This is a genomic window from Pantoea sp. y20 (assembly GCF_054903455.1).
This window is the reverse complement of the sequence record NZ_CM142816.1, coordinates 1167145-1191129: the sequence shown is the minus strand read 5'-3', so window position 1 is coordinate 1191129 and position 23985 is coordinate 1167145. Positions and strand designations below refer to the sequence as shown.

The following is a 23985-nucleotide window of genomic DNA, read 5'->3' as shown; positions in this document are numbered from 1 at the left end:
GATACCAATCTACCTCAGGCCCTTAAATTTTTGCTGGACCTTATAGACCTTGCCAATGTCCCCTAACCTGCCAAAACTGTTAACGTAATCACGTTTCATCGATCGTTATTTTCATCCTCAACATTCACATCTTCGCACCACATGTTTACTCACGCAGAACAGCCTTCCCCTTTATTAAATTATCAAAAATCGTTCAAAATCAGAATGTAAAATAAAAAACCGCAGTTACTGAATCGCATTAGGATTACTAGTAATGTCGAGGGTAAATCCTTGCTGAAAATTGGAATCCTGTTTCACAAACTCAAATTGTTAGTTTGATCAACTATCACTCCTTGTAATATCCTCAGGGCCGTTGGTAGGTGGAGATCGCCCTTTCAGGGCAGCGAGTCCACCTTTGCTCGGCTAAGTAAGCAGCGTGAGCAACAGCCATTTCTCGATTGAAATCGGTAATTGGATTAATGGATTAACAATGTTCAGGCGTTACCAGGAAGGTGCCCATGACGTTTTCACAACACAACATCACAGCGAATACTCTCGATGAGCTGATGCAGGATACCTGGCTATTGGCGCTCGCGATCCGTAATGGGCAATCCATCACGGTTGATGATGCACTCTACCAGCGCTGCTTCAATACGATTCAACAGGTTCAGCATCACCTCACGACAGCGGGAGCATCAGCTTCTCTCTGCGAAGAAATCAAATTTGCGCACTGCGTCTTTCTCGACGAACTGATCATGACCATTCCGCAAGCTGATATCTCTGCCTGGTGGAAACGCACACCTTTGCAGGGGCACTTTCTCGGGCACCTCATTGGTGGTGAGCAATTCTTTGACCGCGTCAAAAATCTGCTTCGTGAACCTGCAACAGCTCAAGCCGCCATTAGCTGCTACTACAGAATGTTGCATTTGGGTTATGCCGGAAAATACCGAACGGAAGACGATGAGGAGCGCCAGTTGCTGATGCAGCAGCTAAAAGCGCTATTGCCGAAGCAGATTGGATCTGCCGACTCAGCAATAATTATCCAGCGCTCGAAACATAAAACATCTTTCTGGCAACGTTCTCCGTGGCTTATTCGCAGCAGTGTGCTGGTTGCCATTATTCTCGCCACTTTCATCATGAACGGTCATCTGCAATATCTGTTAGTCAAAGGGTAGGCTTCAGGCAAACAAATTTCAGGAAGGAATCTGTAAATGGGCAAGAAGGATTTTGTGATTACGGCTGGCAAGACGCCGATATACAGCCACTATCAATTGAGCATCCAGACGCTGAAAAATCAGCGTCCCGATATTCTTTTGTCGGTGCTGCGTTTTAGCGGTGAAGAGGCATTAAATTCGCCGTGGAAGTACAGTATTGAACTCACCAGCGCTACACGCGATATTCCCGCCGATATTCTGATTAACAGCACGGCCCAGCTATTGTTTTATCCTGACGGCCAACCCTGGCAGTCAGTGGAACCCCGCATTTTGCGCGGTGTAGTTACCGCTTTCCAGCAGTGCGAATCCTCTGCTGACCAAACACGTTATGTGGTCACGCTGGAATCGCGCCTTGCGCTGCTAAAAAACAGCCTGACCTATGCCGTTTACCAGCATAAAAGTGTACCGGGTGCGGTAGAGGATATCCTTAAACGCTGGGAATACTCCTCGCTGGATTATCACTTTCGCCTGAATACTCAATATCCTATTCGCGATTTCTATATCTCATATGCGGAGAGCGATCTCGCCTTTATAGAGCGTCATCTGTCGCGCATTGGTATCTTTTATTACTTCACCTGGGATGAAGAAAACCACCGAGATGTGCTGGTACTGGGTGACAGCGCGCAGGCCTATGGTGCTGAGCAAAGCATCGTCTTTCGCCATCCGTCAGGGTTATTTGATGGCGGCCTGGAATCTCTCTGGGATATTTCCGTTAATCGCCAATCCGTTGCCGCCAGCACACGACTCAATGATGAGTATTACCGCAACGCGCAAAATGACATGCAGGCGCAAGCGGAAACCGATCCTGATAAGCCTGCGCTTACGGGAGAGCTGTATCGCTATGGTGAAAACTATCAGTTGCTGGGCAAGGAGTACCAGGCTCTACCGGAACAGGGACAGTGGTTTGTCAGACGTCGCCAGGAACGCCTGATCACCGAGCAGGTCACTTTCGACGGTATGAGCAACGGCATGGATATCCGTCCGGGCATGGTGATCTCGCCACAAGGTAAAGAGTGGCCAGACGCGCCGGATGGCCTGCTGGTAGTGTCTACCTCATCAACCCGTATTTCGCGCGATACCGCCTATGTTATCCGCTTTACCGCTGTGCCCGTTCGGCCGCAAAGCACTTATCGTCCACCGTTGAAAAGCTGGCCGCACATTGCAGGCACGCTGCTGGCTCGCGTCACCAGCCCGGTAGAAAATGCGCAATATGCAGAACTTGATGAACATGGCCGCTATCGGGTGCGTTTTCAGTTCGATCTAAACGAATCCTGGCAGTCTGGTTTTGAAAGTGTACCGGTGCGGCTGGCGAAGCCCTATGCAGGCAATGTCTACGGCTGGCATTTTCCACTGATAGCTGGAACGCAGGTGATGATTGCCTTCACCAACGGCGATCCTGACAGACCTTACATTCTCTGCGCGGTGCATGATTCTCGCCATGAAGATCATGTCAATCTCTATAACTATCAACGCAATGTGCTGAGGACGCCGGCGAACAACAAACTCCGCTTTGAGGATCGCCGTGGATATGAACATGTCAAACTGTCGACGGAATTTGGCGGTAAGAGCCAACTTTCACTCGGACATATCGTCGACAGTTCACGTAGCAAGCGCGGCGAAGGGTTTGAGCTGCGTACAGACAGCACCGGTACGCTGCGAGCCGGCAAGGGCCTTTTCCTGACAGCTGATAAGCAGACCACGGCTACCGGGCCGGTGCTGGAAATGACATCGGCAATAAGCCTGGTCAAAGGTGCGATCAGCCAGATGAGCGACTGGCAATCGATCACTCAGTCGCACCATAATCTCCAGCCTGATGTCACGCATCTCAGGGCTTATCTGGCCGCTGTCGACCAGCTCAAATCCCCTGCCATGTTGCTGAGTGCGCCAGAAGGCATTGGCGTTGTCAGCCCCAAAAGCATTCTGCTCAACTCAGGCAGCACTCTGCATCTGCAAAGCCAGATGGAAACCAGCATTGCCAGTGGCAAACGCATTCAGGTCAACGCCAGCCAGGCGATTTCCCTGCTGTCGCAGCAGGAAGGGATTCGCATGGTGTCGGGCCAGGGTCCGCTGACGGTGGAATCGCACGGCGATACCCTCGGACTGACGGCGATGAAAGATATCAGCGTCCAGACCGTTCAGGGTGAACTGCGCCTGACCGCGAAAAACGGCATTGTGCTGGGATGTGGCGGCGCAACCATCAGGATTACGCCGCAGGGTGATATCCAAATTCATTCGCCGGGTAAAACCAGCATCCGTGGCGTTCATGTCTGGAATTCTCCTGCCAGCGAAGAAACAACGCTGCCTGATCTGCCTAAATCCGTGTGCAAAGAGTGCCTGAAAAAAGCACAGGAAGCCGCGCTGGCTTTCGCGCCAAGGGGATAGCGATGACGGACATGAATAATGGATGGTTGAAACAGGCTAACGCGCTTTGCACTGCTGCCGGACAGGATTATCTCGATGTGCTGGTTGATCAGGCGGGCACAGCACAGCCGCTGCAACAGGCGCTGAACCAAATTAACCCGCCGTTACGCTGGTTCGAGCTGTTTGCGAACACGCCTGAAGCGGCAACGCCAGAGTATTCACCGCTGGTGATGCGATTGCATTTTAGCATCAGCAGCCACCAGCGCTGGCTTGAACAGCTGGTGGAACACTTCTCCACGACGCCGCGATTGACGTTGCTGATATCGCCACTGGCATTCGACCTGCTGAGTAGCCATTTGCAGGCACTGTCACAGGTTCACTGGGAAGAGCAAACCGGTTTACTGCGCTATTACGACAATCGCGTATTTCCCTCGCTACTTGAGCACGTTCTGACGCCAGAGCAGCAGGCGGCTTTCACCGATATTGCGCTGTTCTGGGGCTGGCGAGATCGTGATGACGAGGTGGTGTGGAAAATAGGTACCTGGAACCCGGGTCGACAACTTGCTGATGCCCCGGAAATGAGCCGAATTAGCGATGCGCAGGTTGAACTGATGGGATGTATTAGTGATGCCGAGATGTTGATGAAGGAGCAAGCAACTTTGGTTCCCTCACGAGAGGAACACTTTGCGCAATGCCTGGAAATAGCTATTAAAGCAAGCCGGGCGGGATATATAGGCGATCTACTGGACTATAAGGAATAAAGCGAATGAAAAAATGGATATTTAGTACGCTGAGCAAACAGTTAATCTGCGCAATTTTGTTTGTGCAGCTAGCTGGATGCGGGACATTGATGCGCGGAGAAAGTAGCGAAAAAGTTTATCGCGGAGTTGATACCGATATACGCATTACCACTAATGCATTCATGTGGTTATTTACTGGTGGAATTTTACCCGTGTTCTCAATTATTTCGATACCCTTTGATGCAGTGATCGATACACTTTTATTGCCTGTCGATCTAGCCATCAGCAATTCGCCTAAAGTTTATAAACAACCCGCGGAAAATTATGTCCCAGTTTTTGCCGTCAATATGACGGGTCAACCAGACGTTGATTATACTATTCGCAAAAAAAGCACTGGAGAAATACTTACTCAATCCCGAACTAGAATTATCCCTCAGGCTGGTAGCGCATCAGGAAAACTTAATAAAGCATCCCTGATGACAAAGGAGAATCCATCTATTCCTCCAGAATCTGTGACGATTAGCTGGGATGCTGGAACAAGGCTTCTACAAGCAGAGACGACGGATATCAGCGACTTCACTGAATCATATACTCCCGATGAATCTCTGCTTAAAGCCGCAAGTATCATCGCAATATTTATGCCTTGCAATCGAGTCATGCTGGTTAATTATGAAGATGAATATTACAACTACGATTTCATTCATAAGCAAGCCATACAGGATGTTTTTCAGCAATTACAGTCATTGTCCGAGCGTTCTCAGTGTTCTGCTTCAGGACAGATAACGTTAATGATGGAAGGAGCCTGGAAATGAAAAAGAAAACATCCGATTGGTTGAATAAAAGATTGTTTTTTATCGTTGCTTCGATACTTTCAGGTTGCTCGCAGGCAAGCGTTGATGACGGCTATACCGCTGGCGATCTTCGTGCAGTCAACCATGTCGAGGGACAGGGTATAAATGGTTTTTCAGTGAATGGATACCACGTTCCAGGTTTAGGCGGGGGATATTGCTGCATCATGCTTCCTGAAAAGTGGACGCCTGATTTGAAAGCTCGGGTTGAATGGGAAGTCGATCCTCATACTGCACCGCCATTTCCTGGATATAAAGATAGAGAAAAATTTAATGCGTGGAAAAAATCCATCGAAAGCAGTTTTAAACAGTATAGCGCTATCGTGAATATCCCGCAGTATGGCGAGGAGCGCTGTGGTTTAACTGTGCACTTCCTACCTTGTAATCAGGTGAAAGTCACAACGGTTTGTTCCGGATATGGCACCGAGAACTATCCAATCAAGGAACCACTTAATATGAAGGAGCCTGCGACATGTCCCGTGAAATGAATTTAGCGCTTCCATGTTTTGCACCACCACAATTTCTCGATAGCGGTCGCTTGCCGCTTAGTGAAACACAGGTTAATGCCAATTATAAGAGGCAGATTCGGGAAGAAATTGATTACCGAATCAGTTTGGCCGAAAACACAGGTAAGAAAGGCGTCGTTCCTTGCAGCAGAAGCCTACATATCAGCTTATTTTTTGATGGGACGGGAAATAACGAAGAGAATGATACGCGTATTGCTAAACCATCGCATCCGACTAATATCGCGAAGTTGTTTCATGCGACATATCAAAATGCTGATGATGAAGGCTATTTTCGCTATTACATTCCGGGTGTTGGCACCCCCTTCCCTAAAATTGGCGAAATGGATTACAGCAATGATGGTCTGGCTTTCGCCGCTGGCGGAGAGGATCGAATTAACTGGGCGTTGCTGAGATTAGTGGATGCTTTGACTTATGCCATCACCAAAGGAGCCAAACGCCTTGGTGATGGCGTAGCGAAGGGAATGCTACCCAGCATGCAAGCTCGCGGATCTTTTTCAGGCGAAGTGAACCGACGTAATGTTATTAACCCTTTGTTAATAGCATTAGAAAGTCAGGCAGCGCAAACCCAGCAGCCCCATATTCTGGGTATTAAGTTGTTTATCTACGGATTTTCTCGCGGGGCTGCCGAAGCGCGGACTTTTGTGAACTGGTTAACCCAGTTACCCGACACCAAATTAAAAACCGATCATCTGCAACTTGCTGGTTTACCGGTCAGTATTGAGTTTCTGGGATTACTGGATACGGTGGCGTCTGTTGGCGCTGCTCACATGATGCCGGGTGCCGCAGGCCATATGGGCTGGGCGGATAATAGCCAGCAATTGCCTGATGAACGTAAATTCCCAGGATTGATTAAGTGTTGCCGGCATTTTGTTGCCGCACACGAACAGCGCTTATGTTTTCCTCTTGACTCCGTTCGTCGCCCTGATGGCAGTTACCCGGCTAACACTCAGGAGGTTATTTATCCTGGAATGCACTCGGATGTTGGTGGCGGTTATCCCCCGGGAGATCAGGGAAAATCCTGTGATGGTGCAAATGAAATTCTGTCTCAAATCGCCTTACATGATATGTACCTGGCAGCGTTTGAAGCGGGAGCACCCCTCACCATCCAGCCGCCATCAGTGACTCAGCTTATTAAAGATGTGTCACCAACCAGAGTAATGGATGGCAACACATTATTGGAATTTGATGTTGACCCCAAATTAACCAAACGCTTCAACATCTGGCGTCAAACCCTGCTCAACACCACTCTGCAAGGCAGCGAAGAGCCGGGAGATACATCAGAAGGTTATCGCGCCTATCAGCTTTCTCAGACACTTGAAAGTGCGCTGATCGATCAGATTGGCTGGATCACTGCCTGGCGCATTGGCCGCTACGCTCACGGCAGTATGCTTCCTCAGGGCGATAAGTTTGCCCACAGTTTCTTTAACAAAGCACCCCAGCTAACTCCTGAAGGACTTAAAAAAGAAGCGGATGATCATAAAGCAGCGGTAAAAGCGCTTAACTTACGACGAGAAGAGGCCAAAAAGAGCCGCTTGCCGCTGGACGAAAGTTTACAGGGCAAACCCGATCTGGATCCCACCAATTCACAATATCAGCTTCGCGAAGCTGCGCGTGAATTCCAGCATGACTATAAATTGTGGCGACGAGACATCAATGGTGGCTTGATAGATAAAACTGCACAGATCGTTCTGGATGTGATCCCCAAGCACGCCATCTTCCTGATCAACGGTGACGATGAAGATGCGGAATACGCGCAGATGAAAGCCGATGGCGATCGTCGTTATCCGCAGCTGTTTATCGACAAGCTGGGCACCGGCATTCGTACTCAACCGCGTGCTGACTTGTTAGCCCTTTACGATGAACAAATTCACGATTCCCGCGCCTGGTTTATGCAAAGTGCATTGGGGGGACGTGAACCCTGGGGCGGTTATTTCCGCTATCGCATGATTTACTGCGGCAACCAGACCAATAAAAACCTTCGCCTGATTTCCGTCGAAGGCAAAGTAATTAACGCCGCGCCAACCTCCAATAACGTCATCTATTTTATCGAGCCGAAAACCGCTTATAACAATGTGACTTATAAAGTGAAGGATATGGCGACAGGTATCGTTCAGACACTTACTCCACCAGAGGTAACCACCCAACCAGGCACCGCAGTTGCCCTGGCTCGCACCAGTGTGGTGAGCGAACAGTACCAGGCCATGATGACCTCTGCCGTCGATATGCTGAAATCATCGGGAGCGCGAGTGGTATGAAACTTAAAAAACTGGTGCGCGTTGGCGATAAGCTCAAACCTTACGGTGGTGAAGTGCTCAGCGGGAGCTTTGACGCATTTGGCAAGCCGGTGGCCTGCGTCAATGACAAAGCGAAATGCAACGAGCACGGCATGACCACCATTATTCAGGGAGCAACCAACAGCACCGTAAACGGTAAAGCGGTGGCGCTCGATGGGCATAAATGCGCCTGTGGTTGCACGCTGGTCAGTTCCCTGCCGGACATGGATGTCTGCGGATGAACCAACCGCCGGTTTATGCCGATTACGCCACCATTTACCCGGCCCGCTGGCGGCGCTGGTGGGTGGCATTGCCCGTGCTGCTGTTTATATCTGCGATGACCACCATGCTGTTGTGGCCGGTGGGAAAGCCGACCCGTTCACCGCTTTTCTGGTTCTGCGCGCTGGTCTTGCCGCTGCTGTGCTGGTTGCTGGCGGTGACGCTGCGCTGGCTGGTCTGGCTGCAATCTACCGATAACCGCCGCACGCATTATGCAGAAATCTCGCTGGCGCTAGATGCGTGGTGGCGAAAGCGCAGCCAGGCCTTGCCAGTTGAAGCCGTGTTGCTGGTGACGCCAGCCGGAGAAGACGCATCCGAACATCTGGCGCTGTTGTCACACCCAGCAGATGCCCCACAACCGGGCATCACTGCGCAAGGTTATGCTGCGTTGCGTTGCCCACGGGTGCTAAACAGCGCCCGTAGTCGTCCTGTGATGCTGGCGGCTTATCTCGCCAATCGCCTGGTGACGCATCTTCGTCAGTCAGGTGATGCACGCCCAATCACCCATCTCTGTTGGCTGGGTGATGACCAAAGTCTGATCGCCTTTCGCGAAACGCTACTGGCAGCGGGCATGACGTTGCCAGAGGAAACCCTTCGACTCATTGCGATTGATGGCGCAGATACCGTTATCGATCTCTTCGCCACTACTGCTCCGATTTTGCTGCTGTGTGCCGGAAGTGGCGAAGGATTGGCTGATTGCACCCCGGTTGCCGGGGAAGCGGCCTTTGCCTGGCTCTGCTCGGCGCAGGGGACTGCGCTGATGCATCGCTCGGAGTGCTGGCAACCGGCGTTGGGTGAAACAGCCACTCTGGCAGTCGCACAGCTTTCCCGTTATGCCGGATTAAGTGATACGCCGGATACGGTGATCGCGGCAGATGCCGCCGCCATGGAAGCATTGCTGGAGGGCGGCTGGTCCGCGCTGGATCACGTACTTGCCTCATGGCTCGGCCATGCCGGGCAAATCACACCGTTTACGTTACGGTCGCTGGCGCTGCTCTCGGCGCTCAACGGCCAGTCCTGCGGCTGGATCGCCGCAGAAATGGAATCTCAATACATTACAGGAGTTTGTATTCCCCGTGGAAACCTCCCGCACTAATATCCGGCACTCGTTGTTCTGGCTGGTCTGTGGCTATTTGCTAGCCGTAACCCTGCTGGTGCTGACTGGCGCAGGGCTCTATTACTTCGCAGGCAGCAGCATTGATCTGCCGGAAGCTCTGCCGCGCCAGATTGCTTTCTGGTCATTGATGGTCTGGCTGGCGCTGGTGTGGTTCTGTCCACTGTTTATTCTCGCCTGGCGCGGACTGGTACGACTCAACGCGCGTGAAGCAACAGGCGCAGCTGATTCGCAGAAACAGCGCCCTGCCGAGAATCAGTGGATGCAGGAGATCATTACCCAGATGCGCTACCAGTATCGGTGGCGCTGGCGCAGCCGGGTACGCATTCTGCTGGTGGTCGGCGATGAGCATCTGGTTGAACGGAGTATTCCCGGCCTGACAACTCAACACTGGCTTGAGGGGCATCATACCTTGCTGCTCTGGCACGGCAGTCCGCAGGAAGATCCGCTACCCGCGCAGCTGCGGACGTTACGCAAAATTCGCCGCCATCTGGCCGATGCGGTGGTGTGGGTAGTGAACGCAGAGGCGGAAATGACTCAGGATGTGCTGGATACCACGGCTCGCCAGATGCAGAAGCGCTACAACCTGTTGGGCCAGGATATCCCACTATGGCTGTGGGAGATTCACGCGCCCTCTCTGCATAATGCCCCCGCGCAGGGGATCGGATTTACCATTGCGCAAAGTGATAGTGCGGACGATTACCGTCAGTCACTGGATGATCTTGAGCACCAGTTGGTTGAGCGCGGCATGCAGCAAATTGAGCGTAATCGCCAGCACAGTTTTTTACTGGAACTGGCGCACGTGCTGCGCAGCGGTGGCGCGGATCGCCTGACCCGAACCTTGTCGCAGCTCTCCGCAGGCGCAAGAGCGCTGCCGCTGGCGGGAGTCGTGCTCAGCCAGCCGGAGATCACCGGAAGCGCTTCATTGCGAAATGCCTGGCAGCCGGGAAAAGCCTGGCGGGATTTACTGGCGCTACGCTGGCGCAGGCCGCTAACTAACGGTGCCTCATGGCGGAAAACGGTGCTGACGCTCTGCTCCTGCCTGCTGGTGATGTGGATGGCCTGCCTGGTGTTTTCCTGGATTGCCAATATGCGTCTTATACAGGCAGATCAGCAGCTTGCCGCCGCCGCAACAGATTTCCGTCAGCCGCTGCAGCAGCAACTTTCAGCCTTGCGCGAGTTGCAGAGAGAGATCGAGCGTCTGCAGCATCGTCAGCAATATGGTGCGCCCTGGTATATGCGTTTTGGCCTCAGCCAGAATGACACACTGTTGGATTCGCTGTGGCAACAATGGCAGCAGGCGGCCATGCCGCTGCTGCGTGATGCCTCCGTCAAGCGCCTGGCTACGCTGATGAGCGGCTGGCGTAACCTGCCGCCCGATAGCCCGCTGCGGGCCGATGAGGCCAAAAGCATGTATGACCTGCTGAAAGCGTACCTGATGCTGGCGCATCCCGAACAATCCGATCCGGCGTTTTTCAGCGCCACGGTAATGAAGGTCTGGCAACGGCGTGATGGCATTCCGGACGCAAGCTGGCGCAACAATGGCGGCGCTATGCTGGCCTTTATGATGACGAATCTGCCTGAGCACCCAGAGTGGCAGTTACAACCGGATATGCGACTGGTCAGCAGTATGCGCTCAGCGCTGCTGCGTCAGATTGGTGCCAGCAATGCGGAGACCTCGCGCTATCAGCAGCTCATTGAGCAGGTGTCCCGTGATTATGCTGATATGACGCTCAGTGAGATGGTCAGCGGCACCGACAGCAGCAGGTTATTCAATACCGATGAAACCGTGCCCGGCGTCTTTACCCGTAAAGCGTGGGAAGAGGCAGTACAGCCTGCGATTGAGCAAGCGGCGAAAGTGCGTCGCGATGAAATTGACTGGGTGCTGAGCGATAACAAAACGGCCAGCAATAATGATGTCTCTGCGGAAACGCTGCAAGCGCGGCTGACAGATCGCTATTTCTCCGATTACGCCGGAGCCTGGCTTAAATTCCTCAATAGCCTGCAATGGCAGCGGGCGGAGAGCCTGTCAGAATCGATTGAACAGTTAACCCTGCTGGCCGACATACGCCAGTCACCTCTGATTGCACTGATGAACACGCTGAATGTGCAAGGCCGGACGGGGCAAACTGGCGGTAATCTTACCGATTCGCTGGTGAGCTCTGCAAAGAATTTGCTCAGCAGTGACAAAACCCAGGCCATCGCCAGACCACAAGGTGCACGTGGCCCAATGGATGACTCTTTTGGACCCTTGCTGGCGCTGACCGATACCGGCGCAGCGGCTAAAGATAGCCTCAGCCTGCCAACCTTCCTGACGCGTATCACCCGCGTTCGTCTGCGGCTGCAGCAGGTCACCAACGCGCCGGATCCACAGGCCATGATGCAGTCGTTAGCATTGACGGTGTTTCAGGGCAAAGCCGTTGATCTGACTGACACCCGAGATTACGGCAGTCTGATTGCTGCCAGCCTCGGACAGGAGTGGAGCGGGTTTGGTCAGGCGATATTTGTCGAGCCGATGGTGCAGGCGTGGGAGCAAGTGCTCAGCCCCACCGCTGAAAGCATTAACAGTCAATGGCAGAACGATATTGTAACGCCGTGGGATCAATCGTTTGCCGACCGCTATCCGTTTGCTAACCGACAAAGCGACGTCTCCTTACCGCATTTGGCGCAGTTTATGCGTACCGACACCGGACGTATCGCGCAGTTCGTTAACAGTCGCCTCGCTGGCCTGTTGCGGCTCGAAGGCGATCGCTGGGTGCCGGATGCCATGAACAGCCAGGGACTGACGTTTGATCCTGCTTTTCTGAATGCGCTGAATAAACTGACGCACATCGCGAACACCGCATTTGTCCGGGGAGATGTGGAACTGCATTTTCAGATGATGGCAAAACCTTCCCGCGACGTGGTGGAATCAGAGCTGACGGTGGATCGCCAGAAGCTGCAATATTTTAACCAGGAAGAGAGTTGGCAAACGCTGAACTGGCCTGACAACCGCTGGCAACCGCAAACCACGCTGACCTGGCGCAGCACCCATACCGGAACCCGCATTTATGCCGATCACCCTGGAAGCTGGGGCCTGATCCGCCTGCTGGATAAAGCCCGCATCACCAATCTGGGGAACAACATCTATCGTGTTGCCTGGCCGACGCCAGACGGGCTGGCACTCAACTATCAGATACGTACGGAGCTCGGCAGTGGCCCGCTGGCGCTACTCGAATTGCGCGGCTTCCGCATGCCTGCGCGGATATTTATTTCCGCTACGCAAAATGAAGATGCGTATCAGGGAGGTGAACAATGAAAGTTCGCTTCGCTCATATGTTGCTGATTTTGCTGTCGCCAACGTTGCTGAGCAGTTGTGGAGCGTGGCAAAAAACCAAACAGGGAACAGCAAGCATTGCCGATGCCGTGTTTTATCGTCAGGTCAATATCCTGCACCTGACCTTCACTGCGCGTACGGCGATCAATCAGGACGACGCCCAGCAGTCGATGCCTTTACGCCTGAATATTTTACAGCTCAGCACGCGTCAACATCTCGATAACGCTGAATACAGCAGCCTGCTGACACAGCCAGATTGGGTGCTGAAAGAGAGCCTGGTGGCGCAGCGGCAGCTCAGCGTCATGCCGGGACAAAGCGTCAGCCTCGATATGCCAATGGAGAAGCAGGCGCAGTTTGTCGCAGTCGTGGGCTTGTTCCGCCAACCGGACCGGGAGCGCGGTACATGGAAAAGGGTGCTGAGCCGTGAGGAGCTTGATGCGGATTCACCACGCACGATTGAAGTAAGGGATAACACCCTGAATTTGGAATTATTGAAGTAACTATTCAATTTAACGGCAGGAGCCACAAAGTGACGCTATACGATATAAAACCGAAGTTTCAGCATTTATTAATACCGCTGGTCGTCAGGGTACATGCACAGGGTATCAACGCGAACCAGGTAACCTTGTTTGCCATGCTCACCTCTGTAGTACTGGGCGCATTGTTGATGCGTTTCCCCGATCCACGCTTTTTTATCACCCTGCCCGTTTTCCTGTTTTTCCGCATGGCGTTAAACGCCATTGATGGCATGTTAGCCCGCGAATTCCATCAGCAATCCACCCTCGGGGCAATCCTCAATGAGGTGGGTGACATCATCTCCGACGCGGCACTCTACCTCGCTTTTGCTTTTGTTACTGGCATCTCTGCCTGGTGGGTTGTGCTGGTCGTGCTGCTTTCCTGGCTGAGCGAATTTTGCGGTGTGATGTGCCAGACGCTGAACGGCATCCGTAGCTACCGTGGCCCGTTAGGCAAAAGTGACCGCGCATTTATCTTTGGTGCTCTTGGCCTGGTGATTGCGCTGTGGCCGCAGTCTATCGGCTACGCTAACGCAGTGTTTGTCCTTGCCACCCTGTTGCTGTGCTGGACCTGCCTGAATCGCTGCCGCAATGCGATGGAGGCGAAAAATGGCTGATTCCAGTCAAGTGCTTTATTACTGCCTGGGCGGTATCTTCGGCGTTCTCATTCTGGCGACGCTGATTATTTTTGTGCTGAGAAAGTGCCGCCCACAACGCAACTGGCTGGAATTGCAGCAGCGCGTTAATAGCTGGTGGGTGATTATCTGCCTGTTCTCGTTAGCAATGCTGTCGCCGAAGTGGCTGGCGCTAACCTTTTTCGGCTTTATCAGCTTCCTGTCGTTAAAAGAGTATCTGACGCTAGCACCCACGCGGCGTTCTGACAGTATGCCGCTGCTGTGGATGTATGCCGCTATCCCGGTGCAATATCTCTGGACCGGCATGGCCTGGTACGGCATGTTCATCATTTTTATCCCGGTTTATGTCTTCCTATTCCTGCCCGCTCGCATGGTGATTGCCGGTGATACCAAAGGTTTTCTGCACTCTGCGTCGGTAATGCACTGGGGCATGATGACCACCGTGTTCGCTCTGAGCCACGTTGCCTACCTGATGACTTTACCCGGTGCCGACGCCAGCGCCGGTGCGCTGCTGGTGTTCTTCCTCGTTGCGCTGACTGAGTTGAATGATATTGCCCAATATCTGTGGGGAAAATCGCTGGGCAGGATTCGCGTGACGCCCAACGTCAGCCCGAATAAGACGCTGGCCGGTTTGCTGGGTGGCATCTTTACCACCATGTTGCTGGCTGCGATTCTTGGCCCACTGCTGACACCGATGAGTTATCTCCACTCGCTGGGTGCTGGGTTGATTATTGGTGCAAGCGGCTTTTGCGGCGATGTGGTGATGTCGGCGATCAAGCGCGATTTTGGTGTGAAGGATTCCGGCAAATTGCTGCCCGGACACGGTGGCATTTTGGATCGACTCGATTCACTCATCTACACCGCGCCGCTGTTCTTCCACTTCTATTACTACTTCTACGTGTAGGAGGCGCACATGAACCGCATGCTGCGCTGGATCTTTACCCTTTGCATCGCTTATCCGGTGGTGTGGATCTGGCTGGGTGTCGCCGTGGCCAACCGCAAGAAGCTACCGAAAACAGGCCCGGCGATCATTGTGGCAAACCACAACAGCCATCTTGATGTGCTGACGCTGTTCACCTTGTTCCCCCTCTCGACATTAGTGGACGTACAGCCGGTGGCTGCGGCTGATTACTTCCTGAAAAACAAAGTGGTGGGTTGGTTTGCCCTCAAGGTGATTGGCATCATCCCGGTATATCGAGGAGCACATCAGGCTAATCCATTGCAGGCCTGCGTCGATGCACTGGCGGAAAAGAAAATCGTGATTATTTTCCCGGAAGGCACGCGCGGCGAGCCGGGGAAACTGTCAGAAATTAAATCTGGCCTGTGGCATCTCAGCCAGCAGTGCCCGGATGTGCCCATCATTCCGGTCTATATGCACGGGCTGGATCGCTCAATGGGTAAAGGTCAGAAAATACCGGTGCCGTTCTTTATCGATATTTATATCGACGATCCGCTGCGTTATCAGGACAACAAGGCCGAATTTAAAAGCGCGTTATTAAATCGTTTTGTCCAATTACAACAGCAAGCCATAAGGAAATCATCATGAGCCAGGAAGCACGTTTATTTCAGGAAGGATCTTTTTCAACCAGCGACGGTGAATCTCTCTATTTTCGCCACTGGCCCGCGCAGGATGCGCAGAGCAAAAAAGTGATTGTGCTATTTCATCGCGGGCATGAGCACTCCGGACGTTTGCAGCATGTTGTCGATGAGTTACTTATGCCGGATGCCCATTTTTACGCATGGGATGCGCGTGGACACGGACATTCGCCGGGAGAGCGAGGTTATAGCCCAAGCCTGGCTCGCTCAGTGCAGGACGTCGATGAATTTGTTCGCTTTGTCGCTGAACAAGCCACGGTGAGCATTGAAGATATTGTTGTGATTGCGCAAAGCGTCGGTGCGGTGCTGGTCGCTACCTGGGTGCATGATTACGCACCTAAAATTCGCGGTATGGTGCTGGCCTCTCCAGCGTTCAAGGTGAAGCTGTATGTGCCTTTCGCACGCACGGGATTGGCTATGCTGCAACGTATTCGCGGTCTGTTTTACGTGAACTCTTACGTCAAAGGGAAATTTCTCAGCCACGACCCCGAGCGCATTCGCAGCTTTGAGCAGGATAAATTCATCACCCGTCAGATTGCCGTGAATATTCTGCTGGATCTGTATAAAACGGCGGAGCGTATTGTTGCTGACTCTGCCGCCATCACCGTGCCAACACAGCTGCTGATTTCCGGCGATGATTTTGTGGTGCACACCAAACCGCAGAAAAAATTCTATCAGGGGCTGCGTAGCGCCATCAAAGAGCAGCATATTCTGCCCGGTTTTTATCACGACACGCTGGGAGAAAAGGATCGCCAGCTTGCCTTCGATAAAATGAAGCCGTTTATCGAACAGCTTTACCACGCTGCACCTTACACCTTCGATTACAGCCATGAAGATCAGTGGAGTCCGGGCGCTGATGCGTACCGTGAGTTGCAGGCGCCACCTAAGCGCTGCTCACTACAAGGCGTGTCTTACGCTTCATTAAGTTTTGGCATGAAAACCCTTGGCAGGCTGTCTAAAGGCATGCGCCTGGGATATCAAACCGGCTTTGACTCTGGCAGCACGCTGGATTATGTCTACCGCAACACGGCTGAAGGCACCGGCATTATTGGCCGTATCATCGACAGGCAGTACCTCAACAGCATTGGCTGGCGCGGCATTCGCATGCGTAAAGAGAATATCCAGCAGGTGATTGCGCAGGCTGTAGCAAAACTGCAAGAGCACAATTTGCCGGTTCGCGTGGTCGATATTGCCGCCGGACATGGCCGCTACGTTCTCGATGCGCTGGAGAAAAAGCCGGGAATTGAAAGCATCTTGTTGCGAGATTACAGCGATCTGAATGTGGAAAAAGGCCAGGCGATGATTGAAGCGCGTCAATTAGGCCATCTCGCGCAGTTCAAAAAAGGCAATGCCTTCGATTATGACTCGCTCGCCACACTCGCGCCTGCGCCGACGCTGGGCATTGTCTCCGGCCTCTATGAACTGTTCTCGAGCAACCAATTAATTAAAACTTCGTTGGCCGGGTTGGCAGCAGCCATTCCGCCGGGCGGCGTGCTGGTTTATACCGGGCAACCGTGGCATCCGCAGTTGAAAACCATCGCATGGACCTTAACCAGCCATCAGAACGGTATTCCCTGGTTGATGCGCGTACGCAGCCAGAAAGAGATGGATACGCTGGTCGAAGAAGCTGGATTTGAGAAATGCCACCAGCTGATCGATGAGTTTGGCATCTTTACCGTGTCGCTGGCGGTAAGAAAATAGCATGACTGAATCGTTGCTGACACAACGCCCTTTTCGCCCCTGGAAACAGGGGCTTTGCTGGCTGATGTTGCTGGGACCACTGTTTTTCCTCAGCTACGGGCAGGTGAATACCTACACCGCGACCCGCAATGATGTGGAAAGCCTGGTGTTTGCCTGGGAACGTTCGATTCCATTTGTTCCCTGGACTATCGTGCCTTACTGGAGCATCGACCTGCTTTACGGTATTTCACTGTTCACCTGCACATCAAGACAGGAGCTGACGCGTCACGGCTATCGCCTGCTTGCAGCATCGCTGGTGGCGTGTGCAGCGTTTTTACTTTTCCCGCTGAAGTTTACCTTCACGCGCCCGGAAACCCAGGGTGCCTTCGGCTGGTTGTTCCGCCAGCTTGAACAGTTTGATTTACCCTATAACCAGGCCCCTTCGTTGCACATTATTCTGACCTGGCTGCTCTGGCTGCGCTTTCGCCAGCATCTGAATCGCAATGCAAGAATCTTTGCGGGCGGTTGGTTCCTGCTGATTGCTGTCTCGGTACTGACCACCTGGCAGCACCATGTTATCGATGTCATTAGCGGGATTGGGGTCGCGGTCATCATCAGCTACCTGATTCCGATTAGAGGAGAATGGCGCTGGCAGCGGCCAACTCTGCACGCGCAACGTCTCGCAAGCAAATACGGCCTGGGTGGAATGCTGTTTTTACTGGCGGGGATAGCGATTCCCTGTGGTCATTTGCTGTTGTGGCCTGCCATAGCGCTGCTGGCGGTGGCTGCGGGCTATGCCGGGTTGGGCGTGACGGTGTTCCAAAAAAACAGTTGCGGCAACTTATCCCTCTCCGCACGCCTGGTGCTTTTACCCTATCTGACAGGCGTGAGGATTTCCCGCCGCTGGTTTTCCCGACATAGCGCGCAAAGTAATGAGATTGCCGCTGGCGTAGCGCTGGGCAGGTTTCCGGACAAGGCGCAGCAAGATTTTGCCGTTTTTGATCTGACCGCAGAATTTCACAAAGGCAACCGGAGCGCACAGCGATGGCAGGCCTATCCGCTAATGGATCTGCTGGTGCCCGACATTGCGCATTTGCGCACTGCAGTAAGACAGCTCCAGCAACTGCACCGGGAAAGTGACAAGGTGTTGGTTTGCTGCGCGCTGGGTTTATCGCGCAGTGCCACAGTGATTGCGGCGTGGCTGCTGGCGGAAGGACATGCAGCTTCTGTCACTCAGGCCGTTGAACTCATTAAGTCCCGACGCCCGCAGATTGTTCTCACCCCTGCACACATTGCAATCCTCGAAGCCTTTAGCAAGGAACAGCTATGTCAGACATCATGATGACCAAACGAATTGTGCAAATTCATCTGGCAAGCTGGCGCTACTTTGCCGCGCTGACACTGCCGCCACTGGCGCTGATACTCAGCCTTTTCTACTCCGCGCTGAGCCTGCCGTTAATGGTGTTGTTCTTCATCACACACTACTACTGCTGGCGTTTATGGCTCGATGAACGGCTCTTCGCATTGCTCAACAACGAAGACGACCTTGCTGAGTTTGACCGAGGCATGGCGCAGCTATGGCCGAAAAAATTTGCCCGCCCGCGTTCTATGGCTGATCGCCTGCACGGAACAAGAGTCATGTTTTACCGGGCAATGATCTCACTGCTGGTGCTGTGGTTGGCTTCACTCTGCTCAGTGAGTTATCTGGCACTCACGCTGGTTGAGTAGGTGAACCATGAACAACCATGATTTTCTGAAATATTTCGACAGCGAAATGCGTTATCTGAAAGCGGCTGCGCAGGAGTTTGCGGAGCAGTATCCGGAGGCGGGACGGCGACTTGGCGTCGACGGTAAATCTCTGAAGATGGATGACTCGGTCGAGCAACTGTTTCAGGGCTTCTCGCTGATGATGGCGCAGATGCGTCGCAAGATTGATGACGATATTCCGGAGCTGACGGAGCCGCTGCTCGGGCATCTGCTGCCCGTGGTGAACCGCACGCTGCCATCAATGTCTGTGGTGGAATTTACGCCCGATAGCGTCGCTCAGGTACGTGATGCGGTGCTGCCGGAAGGCACGACGCTGCTGACCCGACCGATGGATATCACTGGCCTGCGCTGCCCTTATCGCACGACCGATGCGTTGAAATTGCATCCGCTGGCGCTGGGCGAGATAACGACGCCCTTCCATCCCGATGGACACCAGATGATCTCCCTGCGGTTTACACTCAGCCCTCAGGCCGATACGAGCCAAATCGATCTCAGCGATATCCCGCTCTACATCCACGGAGATCGCCCAGTGCAGTCGCTGCTATACCATGCGCTGACCCGTCATCTGAGCAACATCACTTTACGCCTGCCGCAGAGTGAAAACCACGATCCGCAGCCATTTAGTGGCGACATCCGTGCCCGCTGGCAGCAGCACTGGCGTCCGGTCTGGCCGGAAAGCGACAGTCCTGCACTCTGTGGTGAAGTGCGCCCGCTACTGGAATATTTTAGTTTTCCGGCTCGCTACGCCTTCTTTACTCTTTCGGGGCTCAACACGCTTCCCTTCAATGAAAGCTGCCGGGAAGTGATGCTCGATATTCACCTTAGTCAGCCGCTTCCGCATGATATTTCCCTGCCGGCAGACGCGCTGCGCATTCACTGCGTGCCGGTGATTAACTTGTTTACGCTGAATGCAGAACCGCTGAAGGTAAAACCTGCGGTGCTCGATTATCGTCTGCGTCCCCACCGCCTGCGCGATCGGCACACTGAGATTTACAGTGTTGATGAAGTTGCCGCCAGCGAAACACTGGATAAGCGCCGCTATGTGCCGTATCGGCACTTCCGACAAAAAGGGGGCATGTTGCAACGCAAAGAGTCCTGGCCGGAGCGATATTTCCATACGCGCATCTGGCGTGGTGTCAGCGGTCTTTATGAAACCTTGCTGATGCTGGGCGGCGATGAAAGCGAGACCGATCGGGGCGAGGATGATGCCACACTGTTTATGAACATCACCTGCACCAATGGTAACCATCCGCGCATGGCGCTGGAGAAAGCCGTGTTTGATGGAAGCGCGGTAACCGGCAACCTGACATTGCAGTGCATAACGCGTCATCCCCCTTCTATGCCTTATTACCCGCCAGCCACGCAGTTGTATCAGTGGCATGTGATGTCGCTGCTGCATCCGCGCGCGCTGAGCCAGATGATTAGCGATGCTAAAAACCTTCGAGCCGTGCTGGCGCTGTTTGACTGGAGCAATGACGATAACAACCGCCGTCGCATCAGCGGTATTCGTCACGTCAGCTGGCGTCAGGACTATAACTCCTCGTATCACTGGCACGGGGTGCGTATTCGCGTGGCGCTCGATGAAATCCGGTTCAGCGGCACCGGCGATGCCCGCCTGTTCTGCGAGCTGCTGGAGCAGTTCCTGACGCAGTACGCCAGTGTTGTGCGCTTTACCCAACTGACGGTGCTGCTGACCGCGTCGGGCACCGAGTGGGCCTGGCCGGAGCGGCGCATTGACAGGGTGCTGATGTGAGCGAAGAAAACAAAAAGCCGTTCTGGCTAGACGATAACGGCAATGACCAGACCGCGCAGTACAACTTCTACCGCTTCTGCCAGTTGCTTGAGCAAACGACCGGCAGCCGCCTCGGCACGGGCCGCACGCCAGAAAGTGACCCAGTGCGTTTTCGTCCCAATCCGCATCTGGGCTTTCCCGCCGGGGAGCTAAAACGCACGGAAATTGACGCCGATAACCCTGATGCGATACCAACGGTCCGAACCAACTTCTTCGGCCTGTACGGCGTGGATTCGCCGCTGCCCACCAGCATCATTAATGACATCAACCAGGGACGTGACGGCGCTGATGCGATGGCCGCGTTTCTGGATATCTTCAATCATCGGCTGATGACGCAGTTTTACCGCATCTGGCGCAAGTACAGCTATCCGGCAACCTTTGAGCCAGGCGGTACCGATACGGTTTCGCAAAGCCTGATGGCGCTAACCGGCATTACCCACGGCGGCGATCAGCCGTCATCACGCCTGCTGGCGATACTTAAACCGCTGCTGCATACCACGCACACTGCTGAAGGTATTGCAGCGGTGATCAACAGCCAGGCACCGAACACCAAAGTTGAGGTTTTCGCACAACATCCGGTGACGATGCCGGTGGCGAAACGCGCCCGACTTTCAATGCTCAGCGGCATGACGCTCGATCAGAATCCGATTTTGGGTGATGAAACTTGCGTAGTCGGTTACTGCTCACGGGTCGAGCTTTCAACAGACGATCCTGATGAGGCAAAGGGCTGGATGCCTGACGGACAGCTCAGACAGGATGTGATGGCGCTACTGCGTACGTATCTGGGCTGTGACTACGATTTGCGGTTTTGGCTGACGATTCCCACCCGATTGCTGCCAATGCCGCGGCTGGGCGATGCCGGGTTGTTCAATGGATGCAATATGATGCTGGGGCTGAGGGAGGAGAATCAGAGTGCGATGCCGGAAACGGTGCGCATCCGAATAGGACGTTTGCGTGAGGGAGATCGAGAGATTACGCGAGCTTGACTTCTGCTTATCTTTTAGGTTGCTAATGCTACGATTTTCGGGCTGGATGACCCCATCCGAATTTGCCGAAACGTCTGCCGGTTGCCAGAATAAGCAACCAACCTGAAGCCGGTTATTCCTGATTATGCCTGTATCATATTCGGGGTCAGGGTCAGATGAAGAGATGACTAACATCGGGGTTTATTAATCAACCGAGAGCAGGTCAAAAAGAAGCTGTAAGAGTAGGAGTTCCTGTTGAAATGCTTTGTACAGCATTGAATATAATTGTTGAGCCTCTGAAATCGAGCCTGTCAGTTTTAAAAGACATATCCCCGAAAGTGATAGAGTTGATTAATGATAAAGATCTCCCGACCTATACTTTTAGACCCTTGAAGAAAATGGTTCCTTTGAGACAAATAGAGTGTGCCAACTTAATTATTAAGCTTGAAAAACATCCAGCGCTATTTTGGCATATCTATATCACAATTTATCTTCAGAGTATCTTATAAAGCAACATGGAAAGAAAGCAGATTATAAATCTGATAATAAAAAAGACAGAGAGACTCGAAAAATAAATAGCCCATATTCATTTTAATACTCAAAATATTAAATAAATTTACAGCTCGAACATTTTTTAAATCTCACGATTATTACTTCTCACATTAAGAAAATGCTTGAGAATCCGAAAGTGTTTCATTGACTCCTCAGGGATTAAAGCGATTACCTCAATTAACTGACAGAAAACTCTGATATCAAATAATCAACTTAAAGCTTGTTCTTTTGAGGCCTACATAATTTCTTTTTGTAAATTTTAGGATCTACATCTATTTTGCAAATCCTGACTTCGTAACCAAAATTGCTGATACTCTTGTAAAAGTTCTTTAAATTTATTTTTGAAAACAAAGGTAGATCTTCAGGGAGTTGTTTATTCGTAGCTATGGCGAAAACTAATTTATAATTTTTGGCATCAGGTCGTGCTATATGATCAGCTAATTTTATATGGTCAGGAAGCTTCTCATTAAGCTTCGCGCGAAACTCTGAATCGCTTATAAAAAGCTCAGAACCGACAAATCCTTGTGAGAAAAGATGGCTCATACTTTGTGAACCACTATAATATTTCAAATGAATAAAATCTGAAGCGTCTTTTATAAGATCGCAAAATTCAATTTTACTTTTACCCCCACCGTAATGAATAAACTTTTGATCCATATGTATAAATGATTTATCATATAGGCACACGTTTTTATTGTAATCTTCTTCTCTTTTATAGGAGTATACCGGGAACTTATCTGACTCCTCATATTTTAATATTTTTTTTACTTCATCATCAATGTTCGTTACGAACTTTCTATCTACAACATACCATATGGAATCTCGCAGAATATAGTTCTGATCTCCTTCCTTTATTTCAGCATAAATACATCTATACAAAGACCATTTTTTTATGGCTTCGTAATCGGCATTCAACACATGCAAACAACTTCTTTTAAGTTCATCAACAGTTATATCAGCATTTTTCCCATCAAAATACTCACATATATGATTTACTGATAAGCTTTCATAAATAACACTTCTTTGTTTCCTCTCGAAACAATAGCCTATTTGGTTTTCCCAATCCACAATTTCTGGCTCACCTAACCAAATATCACTGAAGTCCCTTTCTTTCATTAAATCGATCAAAATTGAATCCAATATCTCAATTTCAGCTTCATCAGCTTCTTTGATATTATTAACCCATTCGAATTCTTCGGGAAGAGGTAACAGATAAATTGAGTCTATTTTAGTTAATAATCCAGGGATTGATTTTATGTCTACATCAGGCACAATTATAAACGCATCTTTTCCTGTTATTTTATTTCCTAATACATCTTCAGTGGAAGTGCCTGTGAGTGTCGTGAGAATATCCATCTCAGAATCTATTTTAAGATTGTATATATCAACTTCTTTACTGCTCTGACTACGAGTTAGCAAATTTGTTTCGTTATGACTGCCTTTATCCAAGCTACGAATTTTTTTATGCTCAATACAGTTCAAGGTTGTTTTAAGTCCAAAACCTTTGACGATACGATCATCATTAATTAAGTGATGGCCAGTTCCGAACGGAATAAGATACCTTGTATTATCAACCTCAACAACTAATACTGCACCAGTGCTACTATTCATACCGAAGAAATCGGGTTCTAAGTCCGTACTTTGGCTTGTGAATAAAGTTGTCCATTCAGGTTGTGTTGGATCCACCACTTGCTTTGCATAAAGGTACACTCGGGCATTCTCCACCTCGAATTCGACAGGCCTTTTGACTCTTTCTAGATTCAAAACTTGATCAATGTCATCTGTAAATCTTTTTGTTTTATAAATTGACAGTTTTATCTTCATTCTTTTTA

The 23985-nt window shown here is 51.6% G+C and carries 19 protein-coding genes; 18 read left to right on the top strand and 1 reads right to left on the bottom strand.

Annotated elements, in window-relative coordinates; translation table 11 throughout:
- Window positions 1-497 precede the first annotated feature (497 nt).
- From tssL to tssG, 18 genes are read left to right on the top strand one after another with little or no spacing between them, the layout of a single operon-like run.
- Window positions 498-1154 (top strand): type VI secretion system protein TssL, short form, encoded by a 657-nt coding sequence (gene tssL / locus ACYAC5_RS05435; protein ID WP_101763284.1) that lies wholly within the window; start codon window positions 498-500, stop codon window positions 1152-1154.
- Window positions 1155-1190: 36 nt separating this feature from the next.
- Window positions 1191-3575 carry a type VI secretion system Vgr family protein gene (locus ACYAC5_RS05430; RefSeq protein WP_462062552.1) on the top strand — a complete coding sequence of 795 codons (2385 nt, stop codon included), beginning with the start codon at window positions 1191-1193 and terminating at the stop codon, window positions 3573-3575.
- A gap of 2 nt (window positions 3576-3577) precedes the next feature.
- On the top strand, window positions 3578-4315 hold the full coding sequence (locus tag ACYAC5_RS05425) for a DUF4123 domain-containing protein (RefSeq protein ID WP_336767296.1): 738 nt from the start codon (window positions 3578-3580) through the stop codon (window positions 4313-4315).
- Window positions 4316-4320: 5 nt separating this feature from the next.
- Window positions 4321-5106 carry a YceK/YidQ family lipoprotein gene (locus ACYAC5_RS05420; protein WP_462062549.1) on the top strand — a complete coding sequence of 262 codons (786 nt, stop codon included), beginning with the start codon at window positions 4321-4323 and terminating at the stop codon, window positions 5104-5106.
- Window positions 5103-5630 (top strand): DUF3304 domain-containing protein, encoded by a 528-nt coding sequence (locus tag ACYAC5_RS05415; protein WP_312462489.1) that lies wholly within the window; start codon window positions 5103-5105, stop codon window positions 5628-5630. Before ACYAC5_RS05420 ends, ACYAC5_RS05415 begins: the two co-directional genes overlap by 4 nt.
- Window positions 5615-7924, top strand: coding sequence for a T6SS phospholipase effector Tle1-like catalytic domain-containing protein (locus tag ACYAC5_RS05410; RefSeq protein WP_462062547.1), 2310 nt, complete (start codon window positions 5615-5617; stop codon window positions 7922-7924). The genes ACYAC5_RS05415 and ACYAC5_RS05410 overlap by 16 nt, the downstream gene beginning before the upstream one ends.
- Window positions 7921-8184, top strand: coding sequence for a PAAR domain-containing protein (locus ACYAC5_RS05405; RefSeq protein ID WP_462062546.1), 264 nt, complete (start codon window positions 7921-7923; stop codon window positions 8182-8184). The genes ACYAC5_RS05410 and ACYAC5_RS05405 overlap by 4 nt, the downstream gene beginning before the upstream one ends.
- Window positions 8181-9317, top strand: coding sequence for a hypothetical protein (locus ACYAC5_RS05400; protein WP_462062544.1), 1137 nt, complete (start codon window positions 8181-8183; stop codon window positions 9315-9317). The genes ACYAC5_RS05405 and ACYAC5_RS05400 overlap by 4 nt, the downstream gene beginning before the upstream one ends.
- The gene (locus ACYAC5_RS05395; RefSeq protein WP_462062543.1) at window positions 9298-12633 is read left to right on the top strand and encodes an ImcF-related family protein; all 3336 of its coding nucleotides are present in this window, start codon (window positions 9298-9300) and stop codon (window positions 12631-12633) included. Before ACYAC5_RS05400 ends, ACYAC5_RS05395 begins: the two co-directional genes overlap by 20 nt.
- Entirely contained in the window at window positions 12630-13151 is a 522-nt protein-coding gene (gene tssJ, locus ACYAC5_RS05390; RefSeq protein ID WP_192414107.1) for a type VI secretion system lipoprotein TssJ, read from the top strand. Before ACYAC5_RS05395 ends, tssJ begins: the two co-directional genes overlap by 4 nt.
- 29 nt (window positions 13152-13180) lie before the next feature.
- Window positions 13181-13783, top strand: a complete 603-nt coding sequence (locus ACYAC5_RS05385; RefSeq protein WP_192414105.1) for a CDP-alcohol phosphatidyltransferase family protein — start codon at window positions 13181-13183, stop codon at window positions 13781-13783.
- Window positions 13776-14705: a phosphatidate cytidylyltransferase gene (locus ACYAC5_RS05380; protein ID WP_192236670.1), complete on the top strand. Its 930-nt coding sequence runs from the start codon at window positions 13776-13778 to the stop codon at window positions 14703-14705. Before ACYAC5_RS05385 ends, ACYAC5_RS05380 begins: the two co-directional genes overlap by 8 nt.
- Window positions 14706-14714: 9 nt before the next feature.
- Window positions 14715-15347 carry a lysophospholipid acyltransferase family protein gene (locus ACYAC5_RS05375; protein ID WP_192414103.1) on the top strand — a complete coding sequence of 211 codons (633 nt, stop codon included), beginning with the start codon at window positions 14715-14717 and terminating at the stop codon, window positions 15345-15347.
- A complete protein-coding gene (locus tag ACYAC5_RS05370; RefSeq protein ID WP_192414101.1) occupies window positions 15344-17098 on the top strand; it encodes a bifunctional alpha/beta hydrolase/class I SAM-dependent methyltransferase in 1755 nt (584 codons plus the stop codon). Before ACYAC5_RS05375 ends, ACYAC5_RS05370 begins: the two co-directional genes overlap by 4 nt.
- Window position 17099: 1 nt before the next feature.
- Window positions 17100-18419, top strand: coding sequence for a phosphatase PAP2/dual specificity phosphatase family protein (locus ACYAC5_RS05365; RefSeq protein WP_192414099.1), 1320 nt, complete (start codon window positions 17100-17102; stop codon window positions 18417-18419).
- Complete coding sequence (locus ACYAC5_RS05360; RefSeq protein WP_462062539.1) at window positions 18404-18805, top strand: hypothetical protein; 402 nt, start codon at window positions 18404-18406, stop codon at window positions 18803-18805. The genes ACYAC5_RS05365 and ACYAC5_RS05360 overlap by 16 nt, the downstream gene beginning before the upstream one ends.
- 7 nt (window positions 18806-18812) lie before the next feature.
- On the top strand, window positions 18813-20597 hold the full coding sequence (gene tssF, locus ACYAC5_RS05355; RefSeq protein ID WP_462062538.1) for a type VI secretion system baseplate subunit TssF: 1785 nt from the start codon (window positions 18813-18815) through the stop codon (window positions 20595-20597).
- The gene (gene tssG, locus ACYAC5_RS05350; protein WP_192414093.1) at window positions 20594-21622 is read left to right on the top strand and encodes a type VI secretion system baseplate subunit TssG; all 1029 of its coding nucleotides are present in this window, start codon (window positions 20594-20596) and stop codon (window positions 21620-21622) included. Before tssF ends, tssG begins: the two co-directional genes overlap by 4 nt.
- Window positions 21623-22366: 744 nt before the next feature.
- Here the strand turns inward: tssG and ACYAC5_RS05345 are convergent.
- Window positions 22367-23977: a TIGR04141 family sporadically distributed protein gene (locus tag ACYAC5_RS05345; protein ID WP_192414085.1), complete on the bottom strand. Its 1611-nt coding sequence runs from the start codon at window positions 23975-23977 to the stop codon at window positions 22367-22369.
- Window positions 23978-23985 lie beyond the last annotated feature (8 nt).

Coding starts and splice junctions, on each gene's coding strand:
- tssL (WP_101763284.1), top strand. CDS start 498: ATGACGTTTTCACAACACAACATCACAGCGAATACTCTCGATGAGCTG.
- ACYAC5_RS05430 (WP_462062552.1), top strand. CDS start 1,191: ATGGGCAAGAAGGATTTTGTGATTACGGCTGGCAAGACGCCGATATAC.
- ACYAC5_RS05425 (WP_336767296.1), top strand. CDS start 3,578: ATGACGGACATGAATAATGGATGGTTGAAACAGGCTAACGCGCTTTGC.
- ACYAC5_RS05420 (WP_462062549.1), top strand. CDS start 4,321: ATGAAAAAATGGATATTTAGTACGCTGAGCAAACAGTTAATCTGCGCA.
- ACYAC5_RS05415 (WP_312462489.1), top strand. CDS start 5,103: ATGAAAAAGAAAACATCCGATTGGTTGAATAAAAGATTGTTTTTTATC.
- ACYAC5_RS05410 (WP_462062547.1), top strand. CDS start 5,615: ATGTCCCGTGAAATGAATTTAGCGCTTCCATGTTTTGCACCACCACAA.
- ACYAC5_RS05405 (WP_462062546.1), top strand. CDS start 7,921: ATGAAACTTAAAAAACTGGTGCGCGTTGGCGATAAGCTCAAACCTTAC.
- ACYAC5_RS05400 (WP_462062544.1), top strand. CDS start 8,181: ATGAACCAACCGCCGGTTTATGCCGATTACGCCACCATTTACCCGGCC.
- tssJ (WP_192414107.1), top strand. CDS start 12,630: ATGAAAGTTCGCTTCGCTCATATGTTGCTGATTTTGCTGTCGCCAACG.
- ACYAC5_RS05380 (WP_192236670.1), top strand. CDS start 13,776: ATGGCTGATTCCAGTCAAGTGCTTTATTACTGCCTGGGCGGTATCTTC.
- ACYAC5_RS05375 (WP_192414103.1), top strand. CDS start 14,715: ATGAACCGCATGCTGCGCTGGATCTTTACCCTTTGCATCGCTTATCCG.
- ACYAC5_RS05370 (WP_192414101.1), top strand. CDS start 15,344: ATGAGCCAGGAAGCACGTTTATTTCAGGAAGGATCTTTTTCAACCAGC.
- ACYAC5_RS05365 (WP_192414099.1), top strand. CDS start 17,100: ATGACTGAATCGTTGCTGACACAACGCCCTTTTCGCCCCTGGAAACAG.
- ACYAC5_RS05360 (WP_462062539.1), top strand. CDS start 18,404: ATGTCAGACATCATGATGACCAAACGAATTGTGCAAATTCATCTGGCA.
- tssF (WP_462062538.1), top strand. CDS start 18,813: ATGAACAACCATGATTTTCTGAAATATTTCGACAGCGAAATGCGTTAT.
- ACYAC5_RS05345 (WP_192414085.1), bottom strand. CDS start 23,977: ATGAAGATAAAACTGTCAATTTATAAAACAAAAAGATTTACAGATGAC.